The sequence below is a fragment of the Frateuria sp. genome (genome assembly GCF_035944355.1).
Lineage (GTDB): Bacteria > Pseudomonadota > Gammaproteobacteria > Xanthomonadales > Rhodanobacteraceae > Frateuria_A.
This window is the reverse complement of the sequence record NZ_DASZBH010000010.1, coordinates 184141-205967: the sequence shown is the minus strand read 5'-3', so window position 1 is coordinate 205967 and position 21827 is coordinate 184141. Positions and strand designations below refer to the sequence as shown.

Here is a 21827-nt window from a genome sequence, read left to right as displayed (position 1 = left end):
GGGCCCTTCGACTCCGGCCTGCGGCCTACGCTCAGGGTGGACGGCTCAGGGAACCGTTCGCGCTGAGCGTAGCTTGCGCAGCAAGCGGAGTCGAAGCGCCGCCGGTCCCTTACCCCAGCCGTCCCTGCAGATACCCAAGCACCTGTTCGGCCAGTTGCTCCGCACGCTGCCCTTCGGCATGCAGGTGCAACTCCGGCGCGACCGGCCGCTCGTAGGGCGAGTCGATGCCGGTGAAGTTGCTGATCTGTCCGGCCCGCGCCTTGGCGTAGAGACCCTTCGGGTCGCGCTGCTCGCACTCGGCCAGCGGCGTGTCCACGAACACTTCGACGAACTCGCCTTCGGCGAAACGTCTGCGCGCGAAGTCGCGCTCGCCGGCGAACGGCGAGATCACGCACACCAGCACCACCAGCCCGGCGTCGACCATCAGCTGCGCCACCTCGGCCACGCGGCGCACATTCTCCACGCGCGCCTCGGCGGTGAAGCCCAGATCCACGTTGAGCCCCAGGCGCAGGTTGTCGCCGTCCAGCAGGTAGGTGTGATAGCCCTGCGCGGCCAGGCGGCGCTCGACCAGGTTGGCGATGGTCGACTTGCCCGCGCCGGAGAGACCGGTGAACCACAGGCACAGCGGGTGCTGGCCCTTGGCCAGCGCGCGGGTGGCCTTGTCCACGTCGGTGTGCTGCCAGTGGATGTTCGCCGCGCGGTGCAGCGCGAAGTCGAGCATGCCGCAGGCGACCGTGGCGTTGCTCTGGCGGTCGATCAGGATGAAGCCGCCCAGCGTGCGGTTGTCGGCGTAGCGCTCGAACGCGATCGGCCGGTCCAGGTCGATGTTGCAGTAGCCCACCTCGTTGAGCTCCAGCCGCCGCGCCGCCAGCGGCGCCTGCGTGTTGACGTCGACCTTGTGCTTGATCGCGGTCACGCGCGCGTTGACCGTCGCGGTGCCCAGGCGCAGCAGGTAGCTGCGGTTGGGCAGCAGCGGCGCGTCGCCGAACCAGACCAGGTGGCAGCCGAACTGGTCGGCCACCGGCGCAGGCTGCGCCGCGGCGGCGATCACGTCGCCGCGGCTGATGTCGAGCTCGCGGTCCAGGCACAGCGTGACCGCCTGCCCGCTGTTGGCCTCCGTCAGGTCTTCAGACGGGCCGACGATGCGTTCGACCCGCGCACTCTGGCCGCCGGGCAGCACCAAAACCTCGTCCCCGATCGCCACGCGTCCGCCGCAGACCGTGCCGGCGTAGCCGCGGAAATGCTGGTCGGGACGGTTGACCCACTGCACCGGCAGGCGGAAATGCGGCGGCGCCGCCGCCTCCGCATCCAGCGTCTCCAGCAGCTCGATCAGGCTGGGCCCCCGGTACCAGGGCATGCGGCCCGAGCGCAGGCCCACGTTGTCGCCGTCCGGCGCCACCACCGGCAATGCGTTCACCGCCTCGATGCCCATCGAGGCGGCCAGTGCGCGGTAGGGTTCGACGATGGACGCGTAGACGTCCGCATCCAGCCCGACCAGGTCCATCTTGTTCACCGCCAGGATGACGCGGCGGATGCCGAGCAGCGCGCAGATGTAGGTGTGCCGGCGCGTCTGCGGCAGGAGGCCCTTGCGGGCATCGACCAGCACCACCGCCAGGTCCACCTGCGATGCGCCGGTGGCCATGTTGCGCGTGTACTGCTCGTGGCCGGGACAGTCCCCCACGATGAAGTTGCGCCGCGCCGTGTGGAAGTAGCGCCAGGCCACGTCGATGGTGATGCCCTGCTCGCGCTCGGCATCCAGCCCGTCGGTGACCAGCGCGAAATCCAGCGCCTCGCCGCCGCGCTTGCGGCTGTCGCGGCGAAGCGCGTCGAGCTGGTCGTCGGCGAGCATGCCGGCGTCGTACAGCAGCCGGCCCAGCAGCGTGCTCTTGCCGTCGTCCACGCTGCCGCAGGTGATGAAACGAAGCATGCCGGCGGCCATCAGAAATAGCCCTCCTGCTTCTTTTTTTCCATCGAGCTCGCGCCGTCGTGGTCGATGATGCGGCCCTGGCGCTCTGAACTGCGCGAGGCGCGCATCTCCTCGATGATCGCGTCCAGCGTATCGGCCTGCGACTCGATCGCGCCGGTGAGCGGATAGCAGCCGAGCGTGCGGAAGCGCACGCGCCGCTGCTCGATGCGCTCGCCCTCGCGCAGCACGAAGCGCGCGTCGTCGACCATGATCAGGGCGCCGTCGCGCATCACCACCGGCCGCGCCTCGGCGAAGTACAGCGGCACCACCTCGATCTTCTCGCGGCGGATGTATTCCCACACGTCCAGCTCGGTCCAATTGGACAGCGGAAACACACGCACGCTCTCCCCTTCGCGGATGCGCGTGTTCCACGCCTGCCACAGCTCGGGACGCTGCTGCTTTGGATCCCAGCGATGCTGCGCGCTGCGGAAGGAGAACACGCGCTCCTTGGCGCGCGACTTTTCCTCGTCGCGGCGTGCGCCGCCGATGGCCGCGTCGAACCCGTACTTGTCCAGCGCCTGCTTGAGCGCTTGCGTCTTCATCACGTCGGTGTGCACCGCCGCGCCGTGGGTCAGCGGCGAGATGCCCTGGCGCACGCCGTCCTGGTTGATGTGCACCAGCATCTGCACGTCGCCCTCGGCCGCGACGCGGTCGCGGAAGGCGATCATCTCGCGGAACTTCCAGGTGGTGTCCACGTGCAGCAGCGGCAAGGGCGGCCGCGCCGGCCGGCTGGCCTTGCGCAACAGGTGCAGCAGCACGGTGGAATCCTTGCCGATGGAATAGAGCATCACCGGCCGGCGGAAACAGGCGAACACTTCACGCAGGATCTGGATGCTTTCCGCTTCCAGATCGTCGAGATGGGACAAGCCTTGCATGGATGGACACGTTCCTGGCCCGCGGGCGCGGGTGAAATGCGCACGCTAGCAGACTCACGCCAGCCGGGCGCACTGCGGCAGGTCCGACCCGCGACCCGCCTGCCCTGGACGTATCATGCGCATTCCATCCAGCGAGACCCCGCATGCCTCCCTCCGGGCGCCGCCCGAGCATCCGACCGACCTGGCGACCCGCACCGCCGGCCTGCCACCCGCGAAATTGCGCGGCTGGAGGCGCCGGCCAGGGCCATCCGCGACGGGGCGCCGGCCGCCGCCCCGGAGCCGCGCCACGCGTCCCCTGTCGCAGCATAGCCAGTCCAGGAGCACCGGCATGGTCACCCTTCCCAGCCTCTACATCTCCCACGGTTCGCCGATGACGGCGCTGCAGCCGGGCCGGGTGCGAGAGCGCCTGTCCGGCCTGGCGGCGGCGCTGCCGCGACCGCGGGCCATCGTGATCGCCACGGCGCACTGGCTTTCCGCCCAGCCGCAGGTCGGCGGCGCGCAGGCGCCGAAGACGGTGCACGATTTCTTCGGCTTTCCGCCAGCGCTCTACGAGATCCGCTACCCGGCGCCCGGCGCCCCCACGCTGGCCGCACGGGTGGTGGAACTGATCTCGCAGGCCGGCCTGGCCGCCACGCTGGACTCGTGGCACGGGCTGGACCACGGTGCCTGGGTGCCGCTGCGCCTGCTCTACCCTGAGGCAGACATTCCCGTGGTGCCGATCTCGATCCAGCACGCGCAAGGCCCGGCGCATCACCTGGCCTTGGGCCGTGCGCTGGCACCGCTGCGCGAGGACGGCGTGCTGGTGATCGGCTCGGGCAGCATCACCCACAATCTGGGCGATCTGCGCATGGGCTACGGCGCCGAGCGCGAGGCGCCCTACGTGCGCCCGTTCGTCGACTGGGTGGAGCAGCGCCTGGCCGCCGGCGAGCTGGAGGCACTGCTCGATTACCGCCGCCAGGCGCCGTTCGCCCAGCGCGCCCATCCGACCGACGAGCACCTGCTGCCGCTGTTCGTGGCGCTGGGCGCCGCCGGCCCGCATCCGCGTGCGCAGCGCATCGAGGCGGGCGTCGACCACGGCATTCTTGCGATGGACATCTACCGCTTCGAAGGATGATGCGCGAATCGGATTGAGGTGGATGTCCAAACCGGGCACGCTGCGTAGGGGCGACGGTATGAATCGAAGGTCCTGCCGCAAGGCAAGCGCAGCATGAAAGCTGCGCGACGGATCGGCGGCCGCACCGTCGCCGCGCGGGTCTACTGGCGCCTGCATGTGATCAACCTGTTCCAATGGCCCCGACGACGGACCGCTGCACGCCGCCTGAAACCGTCCACAGCACGGCTATACGGCGCTGGGCTGGAGCGATGGCGGCATGCGCTTCATCGCGGTGTCTGACGTCGAGCCAGGCGAACTGGAGCAGTTCATGCGCGATTTCCGCGACGACGCCGGCGCGCGCTGAAGCTTGCCGGTCAGGCGCGCTGCGGCAGCGGCGGCGAGTCGTCGTTCGAGGGATCGAGCCAGTCCTCGGGCGTCAGCGGTGCGAGCCCGTGGGCGATGCGCCCCTTGTCGCACTGCGGGCTGTGCCGGCCGAACTCCCAGGACGGTTCCACTTCGCGGCACACCGAGGGCTTGATCGGGTGGATGCCGCAGTAGGCCGCCTCGCCGATGGTGCCCTTGAGCGCGATGCAGCGCGGCTGCTTGGACTGCGTGCCGCGCATGACGACGCGGTGCGGGTCGAGCTTCTCGGTGAGCTCGGCCGGCACCGTGCCGCCCAGGGAAGGGTCGGTCTCGGACCAATGGAAGGCGATCCGGAAAAAGGCGCAGCAGGCGCCACAACGCAGGCAGGGATGAACCATGGGAGGCAAGGCGGGGCGCACCCCGAGGCGCGCAGCTCACGGATTCTAGGGCGCGTTGCAGGCGCGTGGAAGATGCGCAACGGCCGCGGCCGCCGCCGGAATGTCATCTGATCTATCAGCAGCCACGGCAGAGCGAAGGATCGGCTGGCCGTCACAGCGCTCCGGCGAACGTGTCGCAACTGGACACCTGCCCGCTCTGCAATCCGGCCTTGAACCACTTCACCCGCTGCGCCGAGGTGCCGTGGGTGAACGAATCGGGCACCACGTTGCCCTGCGTCTCGCGCTGCAGCGTGTCGTCGCCGATCTGGCTGGCGGCGGTCAGCGCCTGCTCCACGTCGCCCGGTTGCAGCCAGTGCAGGCGCTGCTCGCTGCGGTTGGCCCACACGCCGGCGAAGCAGTCGGCCTGCAGTTCCTGGCGCACCGACAGGCCGTTGGCGCCCTCCATCGGTGCGCCCTGCTCGCGCGCCCGCTGCACCTGGTCGAACACGCCCAGCTGCTTCTGCACGTGGTGGCCCACCTCGTGCGCGATCACGTAGGCGCGGGCGAAGTCGCCCGCCGCGCCGAAGCGGTCCTTCAGTTCCTGGAAGAAGGAAAGGTCCAGATAGATCTTTTCGTCGCCCGGGCAATAGAACGGCCCGACCGCGGTGGAGGCCAGGCCGCAGGCGGTGCGCACGCCGCCACTGAACAGCTCCAGCTTGGGGTCCGCGTACTGACGGCCGTTGGCGGCGAAGAGGTCGCCCCAGGTCTTCTCGGTGGAACCCAGGATCGCGCTGACGAAGTCGCGCTGCTGCGGGTCGACCTGGGCCACCTGCCCGGTGGGCGCGCCCTGGCCGGGCTGCCCGCCCTGGTCCAGCAGCGCGGTCGGGTCCTTGAAGAACACCCAGCCCAGGATCGCCAGCACGATCAGGCCGCCGAGGCCCAGCCCGCGCCCGCCGCCGAAACCGCCGCCGCCGCGGCCACTGTCGATTTCAACGTTCTGGCTACGCTCGCCCTTCTGCCAATCCATGCCATACGCCTCGCCGTGCGCCGCAGCGCGACGGCCCGAGCATACGCACCGGTCGTCTCCCGCACGTGCACAGCCGCTACAGTAGGCGTTCCATCCCTTGCGATCGATGCCATGACCCAGCACCTGCCCGCCCTGGTCACCCTGCTCGCCATGCTGCTCTTGTTCGGCACCGCCTTCGCGGTGGGCCGGGCGCGCGGACGCTATGGCATAGCGGCGCCCGCGACCAGCGGCCATCCGGCCTTCGAGCGCGCCTTCCGCGTGCAGATGAACACCCTGGAGGCGGCGATGCTGTTCCTGCCGACGCTGTGGCTGGCCGCAAGCTACGGTTTCGCTTTCTGGGCCGGCATCGCGGGGCTGGTCTGGCTGGCCGGGCGGATCTGGTATGCACTGGCCTACCTGCAGGAGGCCGGCAAGCGCGTTGGCGGGTTCGTTCTGGGCATGGCCGGGTGGGCGGCGACGCTGGTCATGGCCGCGTTAGGCCTGGGCCGTGCCTTGCTCGCCGGCTGACCCCGACCGCGCCGTGCCTCGCACGGCCGCAGCGGCCACCGGCCGACGCCCGTCCTTTCCACGCAGGTTTGCCCGGCCGATGCCCTCCCGCCATCTCCACCCCTCGCTGCACGACGCGCGCCTGCCGCACCTGGGCAGCGCCGTCGGCATGATCGTCCTGTATTTCGCGCTGCAGTTCCTGGCCAGCGGGCTGGTGGGGCTGGGGCTGGGCTTCGCCCTGGGCATGTCCGGCACCGGTCCGGCAAGTGTCGCTTCGCGCATCAAGGCGGCGTTGGCGCAACCGGACACCAATGCGCTGATGGTGATCCTGACCCTGCTGCTGGCCGCCAGCGTGACCGTGGTGCTGGTGCGACGGCTGTGGCCGGCCGCCTGGGCTCACGGCGCGCCACCCGGCCTGGGGCTGACCCAGCCAGGTCGCCCGGCGTTCTACCTGGCGGCGGTGGTGCTCGGCCTGGCCTTGCCGATCGCCGGCGGCTGGCTGACCCACTGGCTCGCGCACGGCCACGAGGTCACCCAGGACGTCAAACAGATCGGCGGCGCCGCCTCGCTGGCGCTGCGCCTGCCGATGGCGCTGGTGGTGGTCAGCCTGGGACCGCTGGTGGAGGAACTGCTGTTCCGCGGCGCCCTGCTCTCGGCGCTGCTGCGGCGCATGCACACCGGCTGGGCGGTGGCGATCAGCTCGCTGCTGTTCGCCTGCGTGCACCTGCCCGACCTGGGCTTCCTCTGGTATGCCGTGCCCAACCTTGCGCTGCTCGCCGCCACGCTCGCCTGGCTGCGCCTGCGTTCGGGTTCGCTGTGGCCCGCCGTGGTGGCCCACGGCGTGAACAACCTGCTGGCGGTGACGGCGTGGTTCGTGGCCTCGTCCTCCGGTTGAACGAACCCGGTCTCGCGGTCCGGACTCAGCCTGGCTGCATGCCGAAACCGCGCAGCAGGCGCGCGGTTTCGAACAACGGCAAGCCCATCACGCCGGAATAGCTGCCTTCCAGGTGCTCGACCAGCGCGGCGCCACGGCCCTGGATCGCATAGGCTCCCGCCTTGCCGAAGGGTTCGCCGGTGGCCACGTAGGCGGCGATGGCGGCTTCGTCCAGCGGCGCGAAACGGACCTGCGAAATACACAGTTCGCCATGCGCCCGCGCGGCGTCCAGGCCCCACACGGCCGAGATCACCCGGTGGGTGCGCCCCGAGAGACGACGCAGCATGTCGGCCGCCTGCGCCGCATCGGCGGGCTTGCCGAACACCTCCTCGTCCAGCACGACCTCGGTATCGGAGCCGAGCACCACCGCGCCCATGGCCTGGCCGTTCGCCTGGCCGACCGCGTCCAGCCCCGCCTGCGCCTTGTCGCGGGCGACGCGGCTGACGTAGTCCTGCGGCGACTCGGCCGCGCCGCGCATCTCGGGCACGTCCACATCGAGCACGACCGGAGCGAAACCGAGCTGCTGCAGCAACTGGCGGCGGCGGGGTGACTTCGAGGCGAGATAGAGCATGGCAAGGCCGGGCCGGACGGGCGCTCAGCATAGCGGCAGGCGCGCACGCCCTCGCCGTGACCGGGCAGGCCATACCGCCGTGCGGGCGTTGTGCCGGCCGGCGCCGGTCCGCACAATCGGGCCGGCCCCGGTACCCGCCGGGCAACACGCGGCGTTCGGTCCGCGCACAGACGCCGGGACCCTCGCGTGAAAGTACAGAGCTGGACGCCGAAGATCTACGCGCCGCTTCTGCTCGGCCACCTGGGCGTGCTGCTGTTCGCCGGCGCGGGTTCGATCCTGGCCTGGAGCTACGCCTGCGTGCTTACCATGCTCGCGTTCACCGCGCTGCTGTGCTGGCGCCGGATGCGCCTGGGCGTCAGCCACAACCGGCCGCTGTGGAGCCTGCTGCTGGGCGCGCTGCTCGCCCAGGGCGCCGCCTTCGCCCTGCTGCTCACCGACGCGCTGCACAACCCGCAAGGCACGTTGACCGCCTTCGATCCGACTTTCTACTTCTGCCTCGGCAGCTTCGCCCTGATCGCCGCGGCGGCCTACAACCCGCTGACGCCGATGCGCCGCGCGACCACCGCCATCGACGGCGTGCTGGCCTGCGCCATCGTCGGCCTGTTCTACCTGATGCTGCACGGGCTGCTGACGGCCGAGCCGGCGTCACCCACCAGCGCGCGCTACGTCATGTGGCTGTTCGACGCGATGGGCCTGTTCGTGGCCTTGTTCGCGACCCTGCGCTTCGTCGCCGCCCGACGCGCGGACGAGCGGCGCTTCCATTTCGTGCTGGCCGCCTTCGCATGGGTGGACGCGCTGCTGCCGGCCATCCACAACCGCTTCATCCTGCTGAGCGAGTCGTGGCTGCCCGAATGGCTGCTGGGGCTGCCCTTCGTCGCGCTCGGAGTGATGCTGAGCCGCCGCAACACCGTGTGGCTGCGCGGCTACCAGCCCTCGCGGCGCACCCGCCAGGCGGCCGCCAGCCTAGCCCCGCTGATGCTCAGCCTGGCGCTGTGCCTGCTCGGCTTCGCCCAGCTCGGCCGCGACCGGCCGCTGGCGATGGGCGCGCTGCTCCTGGCGGTGGCCGCCTACGGCGTGCGCACCACCGTGCTGCTGGGCTACCACCAGGCGGTGGAAGAGGAACTGCGCAACCTGCGCCGCGACCTGCACCACAAGAGCGTGCGCGACGAGCTGACCGGCCTGCTCAACCGCGCCGGCCTGCGCCAGGTGCTGCGGCGCGCCTGGCAGGTCGCCGTGCGCGCGCGCCGGCCCTTCGCCATCGCGGTGGTCGACGTGGATCACTTCAAGACCTTCAACGACACCTATGGACACCTGGCCGGCGACGATTGCCTGTCGCTGGTGGCGCATGCCCTGCGCGCGGAGGCCGGCATGCAGCCCGGCGTGGTGGTCGCGCGCTACGGCGGCGAGGAATTCGTGGTGCTGCTCAGCGGGCTGGACGCGCCGGCGGCCGAAGCGGTGATGGAACGGCTGCGCGCGCACATCGAGTCGCTGCAGATCCGGCACCTCAACGCCGGCCACGGCGTGGTGACCATCAGCGCCGGACTCGCCGTCATGGCCGCGGGCACTTCGCTGGCCAGCGAAAAGCTGCTGCGCGCGGCGGACGACGCCCTCTACGAGGCCAAGCGCGGCGGGCGCAACCAGGTCCGTTGCGTCGGCGCGGCGCTGCCCGCCGGGCCTCCGGTCAAAGCGTGAGGCTGTACTCGCAGAATTGCCGGTCGCGCTGCCAGCCCAGCGATTCGTAGAGCGCCTGCGCCGGCGCGTTGTCCAGCGCGGTGGAGAGCGACAGGCTGGCCGCGCCCAGTGCGCGCGCCATCGCCGTCGCCTCGTGCAACAGGGCGGCGGCCACTCCCTGACGGCGCGCCGACGCGGCCACGAACAGATCGTTCAACAGCCAGGTGCGCACCATCCGCACCGAGGAAAACAGCGGGTAGAGCTGGGTGAAGCCCAGGCCCGCTCCCTGCGCGTCGCAGGCCAGCAGGATCAGCGATTGCTGGTGGGCGAAGCGCGCGCCGAGGAACGCCCGCGCGCCGTCCGGATCGGACGGCTTGCCGTAGAACTGCCGGTAGCCGTCGAACAAGGGCACCAGCGCGTCGAGGTCGTGCACCGTGGCCTGGCGGACCTGGAAAGGCATGGGAGCTCCGAAATAGGGCGGGAAGTGCGAACGTATCGGCCCGCACGCCGGCGCACAAGCCGGCGCGCGTCCGCCGCCAGGCCAGGCCTCATCCGCGAGCGTGCCGCGTCGGGTGCACCCCGCCTGCTTCAGCGCAGTTCCTCGAGCACGAACGCCGCGGCGCGCTCGCCGATCATGGCCGCCGGCGCCTGGGTGTTGCCGCTGATCAGCGCCGGCATCACCGAAGCGTCGGCCACCCGCAAGCCGTCGACGCCGCGCACGCGCAGGCGCGGATCGACCACGGCCCGCGCGTCGGCGCCCATGCGGCAGCTGCCGACCGGGTGATAGATGGTGTCGGCATGCGCGCGGATCAGCGCGCGCAGTCCGTCGTCGTCTTCCGTGCCGGTGCCGTGCAGCGGGCGGCCCCGGTAGGCGGCAAGCGCCGGCGCGGCGAGGATGCGCTGCACGATGCGCGCGCCCTCCAGCAGCAGAGCCATGTCCTGCGGCGCCGAGAGGAAGTTCGGATCGATCAGCGGCGCGCAGGCGGCGTCGGCGCCGGCGAGCCGCACCCGGCCCCGGCTGGCCGGACGCAGCACGCAGACATGCACCGCCATGCCGCTGGACAGGTGCATGCGGCGGTTGTGGTCGTCGACCATGCCGATGCAGAAATGCAGTTGCAGGTCCGGCCGGTCCAGCTCCGCGCGGCTCCTGATGAAGCCGCCCGCTTCGGCGGCGTTGCTGGTCAGCATGCCCTCGCCGCGGGCGCGGTAGGCGCCGACGCTGCGGGCGATGCGCAGGATCGTCGCCGGGTTGCTGCCGATCAGGCCGGGCGCGTGCAGGCGCAGGTTGACCGTGTAGTCGATGTGGTCCTGCAGGTGCTCGCCCACCTCCGGCGCGTCGTGCAGCACGGCGATGCCCAGCTCGCGCAGGTGCGCGGCCGGGCCGATGCCGGAAAGCATCAGCAGCTGCGGCGAGCCGATCGCGCCGGCACAGACGATCACCTCGCGCCGCGCCCGCCACGCGCGACCCGCGATTTGCACGCCGATCGCGCGTCGCCCTTCGAACAGGATGCGCCGCGCCGGCCGGCCCGCCAGCACGCGCAGGTTGGGCCGCGGCTGGTCGAGATAGGCACGGCCCGCGTCGAGGCGGCGGCCGTCGCGCTGGTACACCTGGTACAGGCCCACGCCCTCCTGGCGCGGACCGTTGAAGTCGTCATTGCGCGGGTAACCGCACTGCACGGCGGCCTCGACGAAAGCGCGGCTGAGCGGGCTGGGCGAACGCAGGTCGTCCACCGTCAGCGGGCCGCCGACGCCATGCCACTCGTTCGCGCCGCGCGCGTTGTCCTCGATGCGGCGGAACACCGGAAGCACGTCGCGCCAGGCCCAGCCGGCGCAGCCCAGCGCGGCCCAACCGTCATAGTCCTGCGGCTGGCCGCGCGTGCAGATCATTGCGTTGATCAGGCTGCTGCCGCCGACGCCGCGTCCACGCGGGACGTAGCCGCGGCGGCCATCCAGTTGCGCCTGGGGCACGGTCTGGTAGGCGTAGTTGTGGCGGCCGCGGAAAGGCACCAGCGCCGCGATGCCGATCGGCACGCGGCTCAGCCACGAAGGCGTGGCCGGGCCGGTCTCGACGAGCAGCACCGATGGCGCGCCGGGCGAATCGGCCAGTCGCGCCGCCACCGCGCAACCGGCGGGGCCGGCGCCGACGACGATGAAATCGGCGGTGTGCTGGCTGGACATGCAGGCCTGTCAGTGGCCGGCCGGCTGCTTCGGCTTGGGCTTGAGCACGTTTTGCAGCAGGTCGTTCAACATCCCTTGCTTGCCGGCTTCCGCCGGTTGCGCGGCGGCAGGCTTGGGCTCCGCGCCACCCAGGCCGGCCTTGAGCAGGCCCGTCGCCGCGGCCGGATCGAGCTGGAAGCTTGGCGCGCTGGCGGTGCCGCCCACGCGCACGCCGACGCCTTGCTCGCTGACGCCGCCCAGCACGCCGCCGAACACGCGGCCGGCCTTGGAGTGGCCGAGCAGACCGGCCAGGCCCTGGCCGCCGGCGGCGCCGCCGGCGATCGCCTGGTCCAGCTTGACCAGCATGCGGAAGTCGAGCCGGCCGTCGGCGGCCATGCCGCCCTTGCCGGTCATGCTGCCCAGTTGCGCGATCTGCGCGCTGGCCGGATCGGCCTGGATGCCGGCGGGCGAGATCGTGAGCGCAGCTTCCGCGTGGCGGATCACCGTGTCCCTCGGCGCGCTGATGCCGGCCAGCGCCAGCGCGCCGCCGAGCTTGGCGCCCAGGCTGTAGCCGGCCAACCGCGTGTCGTCCAGCGACACCGGGCCGCGGATCACCAGCGCATCCAGCGGGCCGCGCACGGTGAGGTCCATGCTCGCGATGCCGCCGCTCAGGCGCGAATCCTTTGGCAGCACCACGCCGAACACCGGCAGCAGCGGCTCCAGATCGTCCACCGGCTGCTGTTTGCCCGCCACGCGCAGGTCCAGGTGCATGACCGCCGGGCGGTTGTCGATGCCACCGGTGATCGCCAGTTGCGCCTTGCCGGTGGCCAGCGTCGCCGAGTCGATCTGGCCGGTGCCGCCGGTCAGCCGGTAGCGCGCCTGGTAGTCGATCCGCAGCGGCTGCGGCGAGGGCGAACCGGCCTTCACCAGTTGCAGCTTGCGCGCCTCGATGCGGCCCTTCGTGGTGAGCGCGCCCTCGGCCGAGGCAAGCTGGCCGTCCAGGTCGAGCACGCCGCCGACCCCGCCGCCGCGCGCCATCAGACCAGCGCCGACCAGGTCCAGGTCGTGCATCGCCAGGTGCGCGTCGACCGGCGTCAGCAGCGCATTGCCGGCGTTCCACGGCCCGAGCGTGCCCTCCAGCGCCAGCGTGCCGCCGCCGGCCAGCGCCGCGCCGAGCTTGAACGGAAACGCCGCCTGCGTGCCGACATGATCGGCGCTCAGGCGCAGTTGGCTGTAGGTGCGCACGTCGCCCGCGCTGCCGCGCAGTTCGATGCTGCCGCCGTCGATGCGCAGCCGGTCGACGGTAAAGGCCGGCGCGGCCGACGGCGCGGTGGACGCCGCCGGCGCATGCGTGGCCTCGCCGCCGCCGAGCCGCGCGAAGTTCCAGTGGCCGTTGCGGTCCTGCAGCAGGCGCACCTGCGGCTGCTCCAGCGTGAGCGAGGTCACGTGCAACTGCCGATGCAGGAGCAAGGGCCACAGGCGCACGCCCAACTGCAGCGAGCGTGCGGTGACGAAAGGCTGCTGGCCGAACGCGGGGTCCTCGCCGATGCGGATGTCGTCGGCGTCGAGCGAGCCGGACCACACCGACATGCGCAGCTTGCCGATCGCGACGTCGCGCCCCAGCGCCTTGCCCAACGAGGCCTGCACCTGCGGCCGGAAATGGTCCGCGTCCACCAGCAGCAAGGCGCCGACCACCAGCACCACCAGAACGAGCACGACGGCGAGGACACCGATCAGCAGGCGTTTCATGGTCGCTACTCCGAGGGATCGGCGGCGCACGGGCCGGACCTTGGGGATACTAGCGCGGGTGACCGGCGCCGGCCGCGGCGTGGTGTGCGCCCGCGTCGGCCCCGCTTTCACGGCTCCTAGAGCCGCCGTTGCCGGCGCCGCGGCTAGCGTCGGGTTTCCCGCCCCCGGAATCGCGCCATGAACCCGTTCTTCGCCACCACCTTCGCAGCCCGCATCGCGTTGTGCATGGGCCTGGGGCTGCTCGCCGCGGCGCCGCCGATCCGCGCCGCGGATACGCCGGCCCCGCTCGACGCCGCCGAACAGGCCTTCGTCGCCAAGGCCACCGCCGACAACTCGATGCAGATCACGCTGGCGCAGGTGGCGCTGGATCGCTCGCAGTCGCCCAAGGTGCGTGCGCTCGCCCGGCGCATCATCGACGACCACAAGGCGCTCAACCGCAAGTTCACCAATGTCACCGTCGCCCGCAAGGCACAGGGCCAGGCGCACGGCATCCCCAACCGCGACGTCACCGAGGACAAGCTGCAGTTGCAGAACCTGAAGGGGGACGCGATGGACAAGGCCTTCGCCGGCATGATGGTCAGGGAGCACCAGCAGATCATTCCGCTGTACGAGCGCGCCGCGAAGGACGAGCACAACCCGTCGCTGCGGAAGATCGCGCGCGAGGCGCTGCCGCTGCTGCGCGAGCACCTGGAGGGCGCGCGCGCCTTGAGCGGCGGCTGACCGGTGGCGGCCAGGCAGGGCCGGCCGTATGCCCCGCCGTCGCTGCACCGATCGCCGCGGCCCCGGCTGGTGACGCGGTCGCCCCGGGGCGAAAGCCCGGACTTCGCCCGCACCGACCTGTACCGGCGCGTGTACGAGCTCGCCGAGCGAAGCGCGGGCAAGCCGCTGTCGCGGGCGATGCTGCCGCAGATCCGGCTGGAAAGCCCCAGGATCACCCGCAAGCTCACCACCGCCGGGTTCGCCCACCGTCGACGGCCGCTACCAGCGCCGCCTGGCGCAGGCGCGCGGCGGCTGAGCGGCCGTGTCCCGGCGGCGTGCAATTGCTAGGCCACAGTTCACCGGTTTGCGGCGACAATTTGCACTGCCCCCCTACGTTGGCCCGCGAGCAGGCATGCACAGGAAACCGATCTTCTATGACCCCACGGGCCGCCGCGCCAGCCGCGTCTCGCGCTTCGGCCTGGCGCTGGCCGTGGTCAGCACCTTGCTGGTGGTCGCCTGCGCGGTGAGCCTGTTCGTGGGGCCGAGCCTGGGCGTGCTGAGCCTGGGCCGGCACGAGCACGGGCTGCACGCCAAGGCCGCGGCACCGCAATTGGTGCGGCCGGCCGAGAAGCTCGCCGCCGAGGTGCGCGCACGCGAGCGCCAGCTTCACCGCCGCACGATCACCCGCACCGGCCAGGCGCACACGCCGCCGCCGTCGCTGGACCGGCCCAGCGACCGCCCGCTGGCGATCGGCTTCTACGTCAACTGGGACGACAGCAGCTACCCCGCGCTCAAGCGTGCGCTGCCGACGCTGGACTGGGTGATCCCCTCCTGGCTCAGCGTGAGCGGCCCGGACATGGCGCTGCACACGGCGGTCGACGCCAAGGCGCTGAACCTGATCCGCCGCAACAAGCCCTCCATGCCGATCCTGCCGCTGCTGCAGAACGCGGCGAACATGCAGTGGGACGGCGCCGGCCTGGCCAAGCTGCTGGCCGACCCCGCGCGCCGCCAGGCGCGCATCAGCGAGATCGTCGGCTTCCTGGCCGCCTACCATTTCCAGGGCATCACGGTGGACTTCGAGGAAGTGCCGCCGGAGGCACAGGCGGACTTCAAGACCTTCCTCGGCGAACTGTCCGACGCCTTCGCGCCGCACGGCTGGGGCATCGTGCTGTCGGTGCCGTTCGACGACGAGAGCTGGGACTACAAGGGCTTCGCCGACATCGTCGACTTCGAGCTGCTGATGGCCTACGACCAGCACTGGGCCGGCAAGGACCCGGGCAGCATCGCCGGCCAGGAGTGGTTCGAGCAGACCCTGGACAAGCGCATGAAGGAGCTGGACCCGGACCAGACCCTGGTCGCGCTGGGCAGCTACGGCTACGACTGGGCGACCGGCCGGACCGCCGAGGCGCTGACGTTCCAGGACGCGATGGACCGCGCCAAGGATTCGCAGGCCAGCATCGAGTTCGACGCCGACAGCGAGAACCCGCACTACTCCTACAGCGAGGACGACGGCACCGAGCACCAGGTGTGGTTCCTCGACGGCGCCACCGCCTTCAACCAGGTGCACGCGGCCGACGGCTACAAGCCCTGGGGCTACGCGGTGTGGCGCCTGGGCTCGGAAGACCCGTCGATCTGGTCGGTGCTCGGCCGTCCGTATGACGCGCCCGCGCCGAAGGAACTGCAATCGATCGACGCCGGCCAGGACATCGACATCGAGGGCCAGGGCGAGGTGCTGCAGATCGCCTCCACGCCCTCGCCCGGCACGCGCAGCCTCGAGCTGGACAAGGACGACGGCAGCGTCGACGACGAGCACTACACGGCGCTGCCCAGCTCCTACGTGATCCAGCGCGTGGGCACCGCGCCCAAGGAGATTGCATTGACCTTCGACGACGGCCCGGACGCGGAGTGGACGCCGCAGATCCTGGACATCCTCAAGGCCAAGCATGTCCCGGCCACCTTCTTCATCATCGGCGAGGCGGCCGAGATGTCGCCCCGGCTGGTGCAGCGCGAGATCGACGAAGGCCACGACGTCGGCAACCACACCTTCACCCACCCCAACCTCGGCGAAATGCCGCCGGGGCTGGTGTCGCTCGAGCTCAACGCGACGCAGCGACTGTTCGAGGCGCTCACCGGCCGCTCGATGCGGCTGTTCCGCGCGCCCTACTTCGGCGACGCCGAACCGACCACCGCCGACGAACTGGTGCCGATCCAGATTGCCCAGAACATGGGCTACATCTCGGTCGGCCTGCACATCGACCCGGACGACTGGCAGCGGCTGCCGGCCGACCGGATCGTCGACAGCGTGCTGGCGCAGGTCGCCCACCAGAGCGTGGATCGGCAGAGCCGCGTGGTCTTGCTGCACGACGGCGGCGGCGAGCGCTCGCAGACGGTGGCGGCGCTGCCGCGCATCATCGACGGGCTGCGCGCGCAGGGCTACCAGTTCGTCACCGTGTCGCAGCTGGCCGGCCTGAGCCGCGACCAGGCCATGCCGCCGCTGCCGCCCGGTTCGCTGGCGCGCTGGGCCGACCGTTCGGTGTTCCTGACGCTGGGCTGGTTCGGCCATTTCCTGCGCTGGCTGTTCATCACCGCCGTGCTGCTGGGCGTGGCGCGGCTGCTGGTGCTCGGCGGCCTGGCGATCGCCAACTGGATCCGCGACCGGCGCCGCCATGCGCCGGCCGGCGACTTCGCGCCGCGCGTATCGGTGCTGATCCCGGCCTTCAACGAGGAGAAGGTGATCGCCAGCTCCATCGGCCGCATCCTCAAGAGCAAGCACGTCGACCTGGAAGTGGTGGTGGTCGACGACGGCTCCACCGACGCCACCGCCGAGGTGGTCCAGCGCCAGTTCGCCGGCGAACCGCGCGTGAAGCTGATCCGCATCCCCAACGGCGGCAAGGCCAACGCAGTGAACACCGCGTTGCGCGCCTCGCGCGGCGAGGTGGTGGTGGCGCTGGACGCCGACACGCAGTTCGAACCGCACACCATCGCGCGGCTGGTGCGCTGGTTCGCCGATCCCAAGGTCGGCGCGGTGGCGGGCAACGCCAAGGTCGGCAACCGCATCAACCTGATCACGCTGTGGCAGGCGCTGGAATACATCACCGCGCAGAACCTGGAACGCCGTGCGCTGGCGGCGCTGGGCACCATCACCGTGGTCCCGGGCGCCGTGGGCGCCTGGCGGCGCACCGCGCTGGAGGCGCTCGGCGGCTTCCCCGGCGACACCCTGGCGGAGGACCAGGACCTCACCCTGGCCGTGCAGATGGCCGGCTATACGGCCTTGTTCGACAGCACGGCAGTGGCCTGGACCGAGGCGCCCGACACCGTGCGCGGTCTCGCCCGCCAGCGCTTCCGCTGGGCCTTCGGCACGCTGCAGTGCCTGTGGAAGCACCGCCGCGCCACCTTTAACCCGCGCTACGGTGCGCTGGGCCTGGTCGCGCTGCCGCAGGTTTGGCTGTTCCAGATCGTCTTCTCGGTGGTCTCGCCGCTGGTCGACCTGCTGATGCTCTGGCAACTGATCGCCACCGGGCTGGACTACCTGCAGCACCGCGCGCAATTCAACTACGACAACCTGGAGAAGATGGCGGTCTTCTACGCCGTGTTCATGGCCGTGGACCTCGCCGCCGGCGCGCTCGCCTTCGCGATGGAGAAGAAGGAAAAATGGAGCCTCTTGTGGTGGATGGTGCTGCAGCGCTTCGGCTACCGCCAGCTGATGTACTACGTGGTGGTGCGCTCGGTGTGGACGGCCATCCGCGGCCCGTCGGTGGGCTGGGGCAAGCAGGAGCGCAAGGCCACGGTGCAGGCGCACGGGCACGAGTAGCGATGCGCGGCCGCCGAGCCGGCGGACCTCGGCCGGCCGCCATCGCGTGTGCGGTGGCCCGTCAGGCCGCCGGCTCCTCCATCGAGAGCGCCAGCCCGCGCTTGAGCGTCCCCAACGCAACGCGGGTACGGAAGCGCAGCACGTTGGCGTTCTCGATCATCAGCCGCTGCATCAGGGCCTCGTATGCCTGCACGTCGCGCACGGCGACGATCAGCACGTAGTCACCCTCGCCGGTGACGTACCACGCCTCCTGGATCGCCGGCTCCGCAGCGATCCACTGCTTGAGGCGAAGCTGCAGCTCGGGGCGCTCCCGCTCGACCTCGACATCGGCGATCACGGTCAGCGGCCGTCCAGCACACGCCGGATCGACCAGCGCGACCTCGGCCCGGATCACCCCAGCGTCGCGCAACCGGGCCAGCCGCCGCTGCACGGCCGAGGCCGACAGGCCGACCTGTGCGCCGATCGACTCGGCCGATCGACGCGCGTCGGCCTGCATGATCGCGAGGATGCCGCGGTCGAATTTGTCCAGATCGATGGCCATCGGCGGCTATGCCTCGGAGGTCGGGGAGAAATCCTGTTTTGCCCGCAATGAATGCGGCCAGGCGGCGCGGGCGGACCCTAGCATGATCAGCCGTCCCCACTGCAAGACCGGCCCATGGCGACCATCCCTCGCTTCGATCGCATCGCGCAGGCAGCCCGGTACATCGATCCGCTCTTCCTCGATACGCCGCTGGTCCGCGACGGTGCGCTCGACCGCATGCTGGGTTGCCGGTTGCTCGCGAAGATCGAGTTCGCCAATGCGATCGGATCGTTCAAGGGTCGCGGCGCGGAGCTCTTCTGCGCCACCGAACTGGTAGCTGCCGAGGCGGTGTGTTGTGCGTCCGCCGGCAACTTCGGCCAGGGCCTCGCCCGCGCGGCGGCACGGCGCGGCCATGCCTGCACGGTGTTCGCGGCATGCGACGCCAACCCGGTGAAAGTCGAAGCGATGCGCCGCTTCGGCGCGCGGGTGATGCTGGAGGGCGACGATTTCGACGCCGCCAAGGACGCGGCGCGTGTCCATGCGGCCGAAGACGACCTGCGCTATGTGGAAGACGGTGCCGAGGCAGCGATTGCCGAAGGCGCCGGCACCATGGCTCTGGAGCTGCTGCGCGATGCCGACGTCGACACCGTGGTGGTGCCGCTCGGCAACGGCGCGCTGCTGGCCGGCATCGCGACCGTGCTGCGCCGGCTCGCGCCGACCGTGCGGATCATCGCCGCGGTCACCGCTGGCGCGCCGGCGATGAAGCTCTCGCTCGATGCCGGGCGCGTGGTCGCCACCGCGCGCGCCGACACGATCGCCGACGGCATCGCCGTGCGCGCGCCGATCGCCGCCACGCTCAATTACCTGCGCAGCTGCTGCGACGCCACCGTCGCGGTCTCCGAGTCGCAGATCTTCGACGCCATGCGGCTGATCCATCGGCACCTGGGCCATGAGGTGGAACCGGCCGGCGCCGTCGGCGTCGCAGCCGTGCTGGCGCAGCCCCTGCATCACGCCGGCCGGCGCGTTGCGACCGTGCTCACCGGCGCCAACCTTTCCGGCCCGATGCGCGCGCGCCTGCTCGCCGGCTGAGCCCATCCCCTCGACGGAGTCCCCATGAAGCTGCTTTACCAGACCCATTCACCCTACGCCCGCAAGGTGCTGGTCGCCGCCCACGAGCTGGGCATCGCCGACCGCCTCGAAGTCGTCCATCACGAGACCAGCCCCACCCGCCGCAACGCGGAGGTGTTCACCCTCAACCCGCTGGGCAAGGTGCCCGTGCTGATCGATGGCGGGCGGGTGCTGTTCGACTCGAACGTCATCTGCGAGTACCTCGATGAGCTCGACGGGCGGCACATATTGATTCCGAGCGACCCCGCCCAGCACTACCGTGCGCTGCGACTGCAGGCGCTGGCGCAAGGCATGGCCGACGCTGGCATCGCGGTGCGCTGGGAGGCCGAGCGTCGCCCCGAAGCTCTGCGTTGGCCAGCCATGCACGAGGGCCAGCTGCAGAAGGTCGTCGCCGCCTGCGACTACCTGGAGGCCGAGCTCGCCGAGAGCCTTTCCGCGGATATCGGGGCCATCGCGCTGGCCACCACGCTGAGCTGGATCGAATTCCGCGCGCTCTATGCGTTCCAGCCGGGCCGGCCGCGGCTGGCCGCCTGGTACGCGGACTTCTGCACGCGCGCCTCGATGCGCGCCACCGCGCTGCACGGCGACACGCAGGACTGATCGTGGCCATTTACGCCGATGTTCGACCCACCATCCTGGCCGCCATGGCTTCCCTGTGGACCGAGCAGTTGTTCCTGCATGGCTACCTCAGCGACTGGCGGCTGGCCCGGCGACTGGCCGACAGGTCGGCGCCTGACAATCCAGGCTTGGCCGCTGCGCGGGAGCCCGCCGACCCGCCTCGGGTCGCACCGGACGGCGGCGCGGAGCGGCGCGTCTGCCAGGGCATCGGCGATGGCGACATGCGCCACCAGTGAGGCTCACGCGAAAGCGGCACGTGAAGGCGAAGGGGCGCCCCGCGCGCCGGCTACGACGCCTTCTTCCGGCCACTCGCCGGTGGCACAACCGCCGACGGCTCCCAGCCGAACACGCTGCGCCCGCCGTACTCGTGGGAGTGCTCGCGCTCCTGCGCGATGTACTGCTCCACCGACGGCCCTGTGGCGTATTGCTCCAGGCGGCGGGCCTGATCGTCCAGGCGCTTCAGTGCGGCCAGTTGTTCTTCGCGGCCGAGCCTGGCGTTTTCCACCGCCGACTTGAGCACGCCGATGGTGTGGTCGTAGACGCGCGTGGGCACCGGAAACGGGTGGCGGTCCTTGCCGCCATGCGCCAGCGAGAAGCGCGCCGGGTCGGAAAACCGGCACGGCGCGCCGTGCACCACCTCGGCCACCATCGCCAGCGCGCGCACGGTGCGCGCGCCCACGCCCGGCACCTGCAGCAGTTCGGTGAAGTCGCGCGGGCCGTTCTCGGCCGCGGCGGCGAGCGCGCCGTGCAAGCGGCGCGCGACCACGTCGCCGCCGCGCACGTCGTGGTGGTCGGGCATCGACAGGTGGGGCAGCAGGCCCAGTTGCAGCGGCTCGTCGATGGATGGCGCAGGCACCGGCGCGGGCTCGATGCGCGCCAGCTCGCGCGCGATCCCGTCCGGACCGAGCGTCTGCAGCAGCTCCAGCTGCGCCAGGCGCGAGGCCTGCGCGCGGCGGTCCGCCAGGTTCACGATGCGTCCCTGCCCCGGTCCATCGACCGCCGCGTGCGGATCATCGACGAAGCTCTTGAGGTTCTCCGACAGCCAGTGGTAGCGCCGCGCCTGCCGTCGCTCGCCGTTCATGCCCTGCTGCACCACCACCCACTGGCCGTCGTCGCTGACGATGAAGCCGTGCAGGTAGAGGTCGAAGCCGTCCTGCACCGCGGCGCTGTCCACCTTGGCCACCAGCCGGCTGGCGGTGGCCAGCGCGGTGCCGTCGAAGCCGACCCTCTCGCCGATCGCGACCAGTTCACCCGGCGTGGCGCGCGAATGTTTCCCGCGCCCGCCGCAGACGTGGATGCCGAGTTCGTCCGACAACGGCGCCAGCCCGCGCTTGAGCGCGCCGATCACGCTGGTGGTGATGCCCGAGGAATGCCAGTCCATGCCCATCACCGCGCCGAAAGACTGGAACCAGAACGGATGCGCCAGCCGGCGCAGGAGCTCGTCGCGGCCGTACTCGCGCACGATCGCCTCGGCCATCAGCGCGCCCAGCCGCGTCATGCGGTCGGCCAGCCAGCGCGGCACGCGTCCGCCGTGCAGCGGCAGGTCGGCGCTTCCGGATCGTCGGGTCATGCGGATGGGACTCCAGGACAAAGGTGGTGCTGCGTTTCCCTTAGGCTTCCCTGGGGCCGGTTCAGCGACGGCATGGCGCAGGCGCGCCTGCACGAGTATCGCCGATGGCGGCTTGCGCCAGATGAACCCGGGGCTTGCGGGCAGGTCTTCACGGTGCCGCTGGCGGAGTGAGCGGGTGCCGATGGACCGCATCCTCGCCGGCTCGCTAAGCT

The 21827-nt window shown here is 71.1% G+C and carries 19 protein-coding genes and 1 pseudogene; 10 read left to right on the top strand and 10 right to left on the bottom strand.

The annotated features are described in order from the left end of the window. Positions 1–109: 109 nt before the first annotated feature. A complete protein-coding gene (gene cysC, locus VGU03_RS08305; RefSeq protein WP_327479916.1) occupies positions 110–1927 on the bottom strand; it encodes an adenylyl-sulfate kinase in 1818 nt (605 codons plus the stop codon). A gap of 11 nt (positions 1928–1938) precedes the next feature. Further along, positions 1939–2841 (bottom strand): sulfate adenylyltransferase subunit CysD, encoded by a 903-nt coding sequence (gene cysD / locus VGU03_RS08300; protein WP_327479915.1) that lies wholly within the window; start codon positions 2839–2841, stop codon positions 1939–1941. Between the two features lie 328 nt (positions 2842–3169). Between cysD and VGU03_RS08295 the strand changes: the two genes are divergently transcribed. Beyond that, on the top strand, positions 3170–3955 hold the full coding sequence (locus VGU03_RS08295; protein ID WP_327479914.1) for a class III extradiol ring-cleavage dioxygenase: 786 nt from the start codon (positions 3170–3172) through the stop codon (positions 3953–3955). Between the two features lie 353 nt (positions 3956–4308). Here VGU03_RS08295 and VGU03_RS08290 read toward each other — a convergent pair whose 3' ends face one another. Then, on the bottom strand, positions 4309–4695 hold the full coding sequence (locus VGU03_RS08290) for a YkgJ family cysteine cluster protein (protein WP_327479913.1): 387 nt from the start codon (positions 4693–4695) through the stop codon (positions 4309–4311). Between the two features lie 151 nt (positions 4696–4846). After that, positions 4847–5701 carry a KPN_02809 family neutral zinc metallopeptidase gene (gene ypfJ, locus VGU03_RS08285; protein WP_327479912.1) on the bottom strand — a complete coding sequence of 285 codons (855 nt, stop codon included), beginning with the start codon at positions 5699–5701 and terminating at the stop codon, positions 4847–4849. Between the two features lie 111 nt (positions 5702–5812). Between ypfJ and VGU03_RS08280 the strand changes: the two genes are divergently transcribed. After that, positions 5813–6208: an MAPEG family protein gene (locus VGU03_RS08280; RefSeq protein ID WP_327479911.1), complete on the top strand. Its 396-nt coding sequence runs from the start codon at positions 5813–5815 to the stop codon at positions 6206–6208. Between the two features lie 79 nt (positions 6209–6287). Then, complete coding sequence (locus VGU03_RS08275) at positions 6288–7082, top strand: type II CAAX endopeptidase family protein (protein ID WP_327479910.1); 795 nt, start codon at positions 6288–6290, stop codon at positions 7080–7082. Positions 7083–7107: 25 nt separating this feature from the next. On the opposite strand, the gene VGU03_RS08270 is transcribed toward VGU03_RS08275, so the two are convergent. After that, positions 7108–7692: a Maf family protein gene (locus VGU03_RS08270; RefSeq protein WP_327479909.1), complete on the bottom strand. Its 585-nt coding sequence runs from the start codon at positions 7690–7692 to the stop codon at positions 7108–7110. A gap of 186 nt (positions 7693–7878) precedes the next feature. On the opposite strand from VGU03_RS08270, the gene VGU03_RS08265 reads away from it, so the two are divergent. Beyond that, a complete protein-coding gene (locus VGU03_RS08265; protein ID WP_327479908.1) occupies positions 7879–9384 on the top strand; it encodes a GGDEF domain-containing protein in 1506 nt (501 codons plus the stop codon). Here VGU03_RS08265 and VGU03_RS08260 read toward each other — a convergent pair. The 3 genes from VGU03_RS08260 to VGU03_RS08250 form a co-directional block, all read right to left on the bottom strand. Further along, positions 9374–9823 (bottom strand): GNAT family N-acetyltransferase, encoded by a 450-nt coding sequence (locus tag VGU03_RS08260; RefSeq protein WP_327479907.1) that lies wholly within the window; start codon positions 9821–9823, stop codon positions 9374–9376. The two genes, VGU03_RS08265 and VGU03_RS08260, sit on opposite strands and share 11 nt — an antisense overlap. Positions 9824–9951: 128 nt before the next feature. Then, complete coding sequence (locus tag VGU03_RS08255; RefSeq protein ID WP_327479906.1) at positions 9952–11541, bottom strand: GMC family oxidoreductase; 1590 nt, start codon at positions 11539–11541, stop codon at positions 9952–9954. 9 nt (positions 11542–11550) lie between these two features. Next, positions 11551–13269 carry an AsmA family protein gene (locus VGU03_RS08250; protein WP_327479905.1) on the bottom strand — a complete coding sequence of 573 codons (1719 nt, stop codon included), beginning with the start codon at positions 13267–13269 and terminating at the stop codon, positions 11551–11553. 177 nt (positions 13270–13446) lie between these two features. Between VGU03_RS08250 and VGU03_RS08245 the strand changes: the two genes are divergently transcribed. The 3 genes and pseudogenes from VGU03_RS08245 (at position 13447) to VGU03_RS08235 (ending at position 17779) form a co-directional block, all read left to right on the top strand. Next, entirely contained in the window at positions 13447–13989 is a 543-nt protein-coding gene (locus tag VGU03_RS08245) for a DUF4142 domain-containing protein (protein WP_327479904.1), read from the top strand. An 87-nt stretch (positions 13990–14076) separates the two neighbouring features. Further along, a pseudogene (locus VGU03_RS08240) lies at positions 14077–14316 on the top strand (DUF1615 family protein); the annotation flags it as partial. A 64-nt stretch (positions 14317–14380) separates the two neighbouring features. Next, positions 14381–17779: a glycosyltransferase gene (locus VGU03_RS08235; protein WP_327479903.1), complete on the top strand. Its 3399-nt coding sequence runs from the start codon at positions 14381–14383 to the stop codon at positions 17777–17779. A 61-nt stretch (positions 17780–17840) separates the two neighbouring features. Here the strand turns inward: VGU03_RS08235 and VGU03_RS08230 are convergent, their stop codons facing one another. Beyond that, a complete protein-coding gene (locus VGU03_RS08230) occupies positions 17841–18320 on the bottom strand; it encodes an Lrp/AsnC family transcriptional regulator (protein ID WP_327479902.1) in 480 nt (159 codons plus the stop codon). A gap of 114 nt (positions 18321–18434) precedes the next feature. On the opposite strand from VGU03_RS08230, the gene VGU03_RS08225 reads away from it, so the two are divergent. From VGU03_RS08225 to VGU03_RS08215, 3 genes are read left to right on the top strand one after another with little or no spacing between them, the layout of a single operon-like run. Further along, positions 18435–19388, top strand: a complete 954-nt coding sequence (locus VGU03_RS08225; RefSeq protein ID WP_327479901.1) for a threonine ammonia-lyase — start codon at positions 18435–18437, stop codon at positions 19386–19388. Positions 19389–19412: 24 nt separating this feature from the next. Beyond that, positions 19413–20027 carry a glutathione S-transferase family protein gene (locus VGU03_RS08220; protein ID WP_327479900.1) on the top strand — a complete coding sequence of 205 codons (615 nt, stop codon included), beginning with the start codon at positions 19413–19415 and terminating at the stop codon, positions 20025–20027. Between the two features lie 2 nt (positions 20028–20029). Next, positions 20030–20281 carry a hypothetical protein gene (locus tag VGU03_RS08215; protein ID WP_327479899.1) on the top strand — a complete coding sequence of 84 codons (252 nt, stop codon included), beginning with the start codon at positions 20030–20032 and terminating at the stop codon, positions 20279–20281. Between the two features lie 50 nt (positions 20282–20331). Here the strand turns inward: VGU03_RS08215 and VGU03_RS08210 are convergent, their stop codons facing one another. Next, positions 20332–21615, bottom strand: a complete 1284-nt coding sequence (locus VGU03_RS08210; RefSeq protein ID WP_327479898.1) for a DUF763 domain-containing protein — start codon at positions 21613–21615, stop codon at positions 20332–20334. Between the last annotated feature and the right edge of the window lie 212 nt (positions 21616–21827).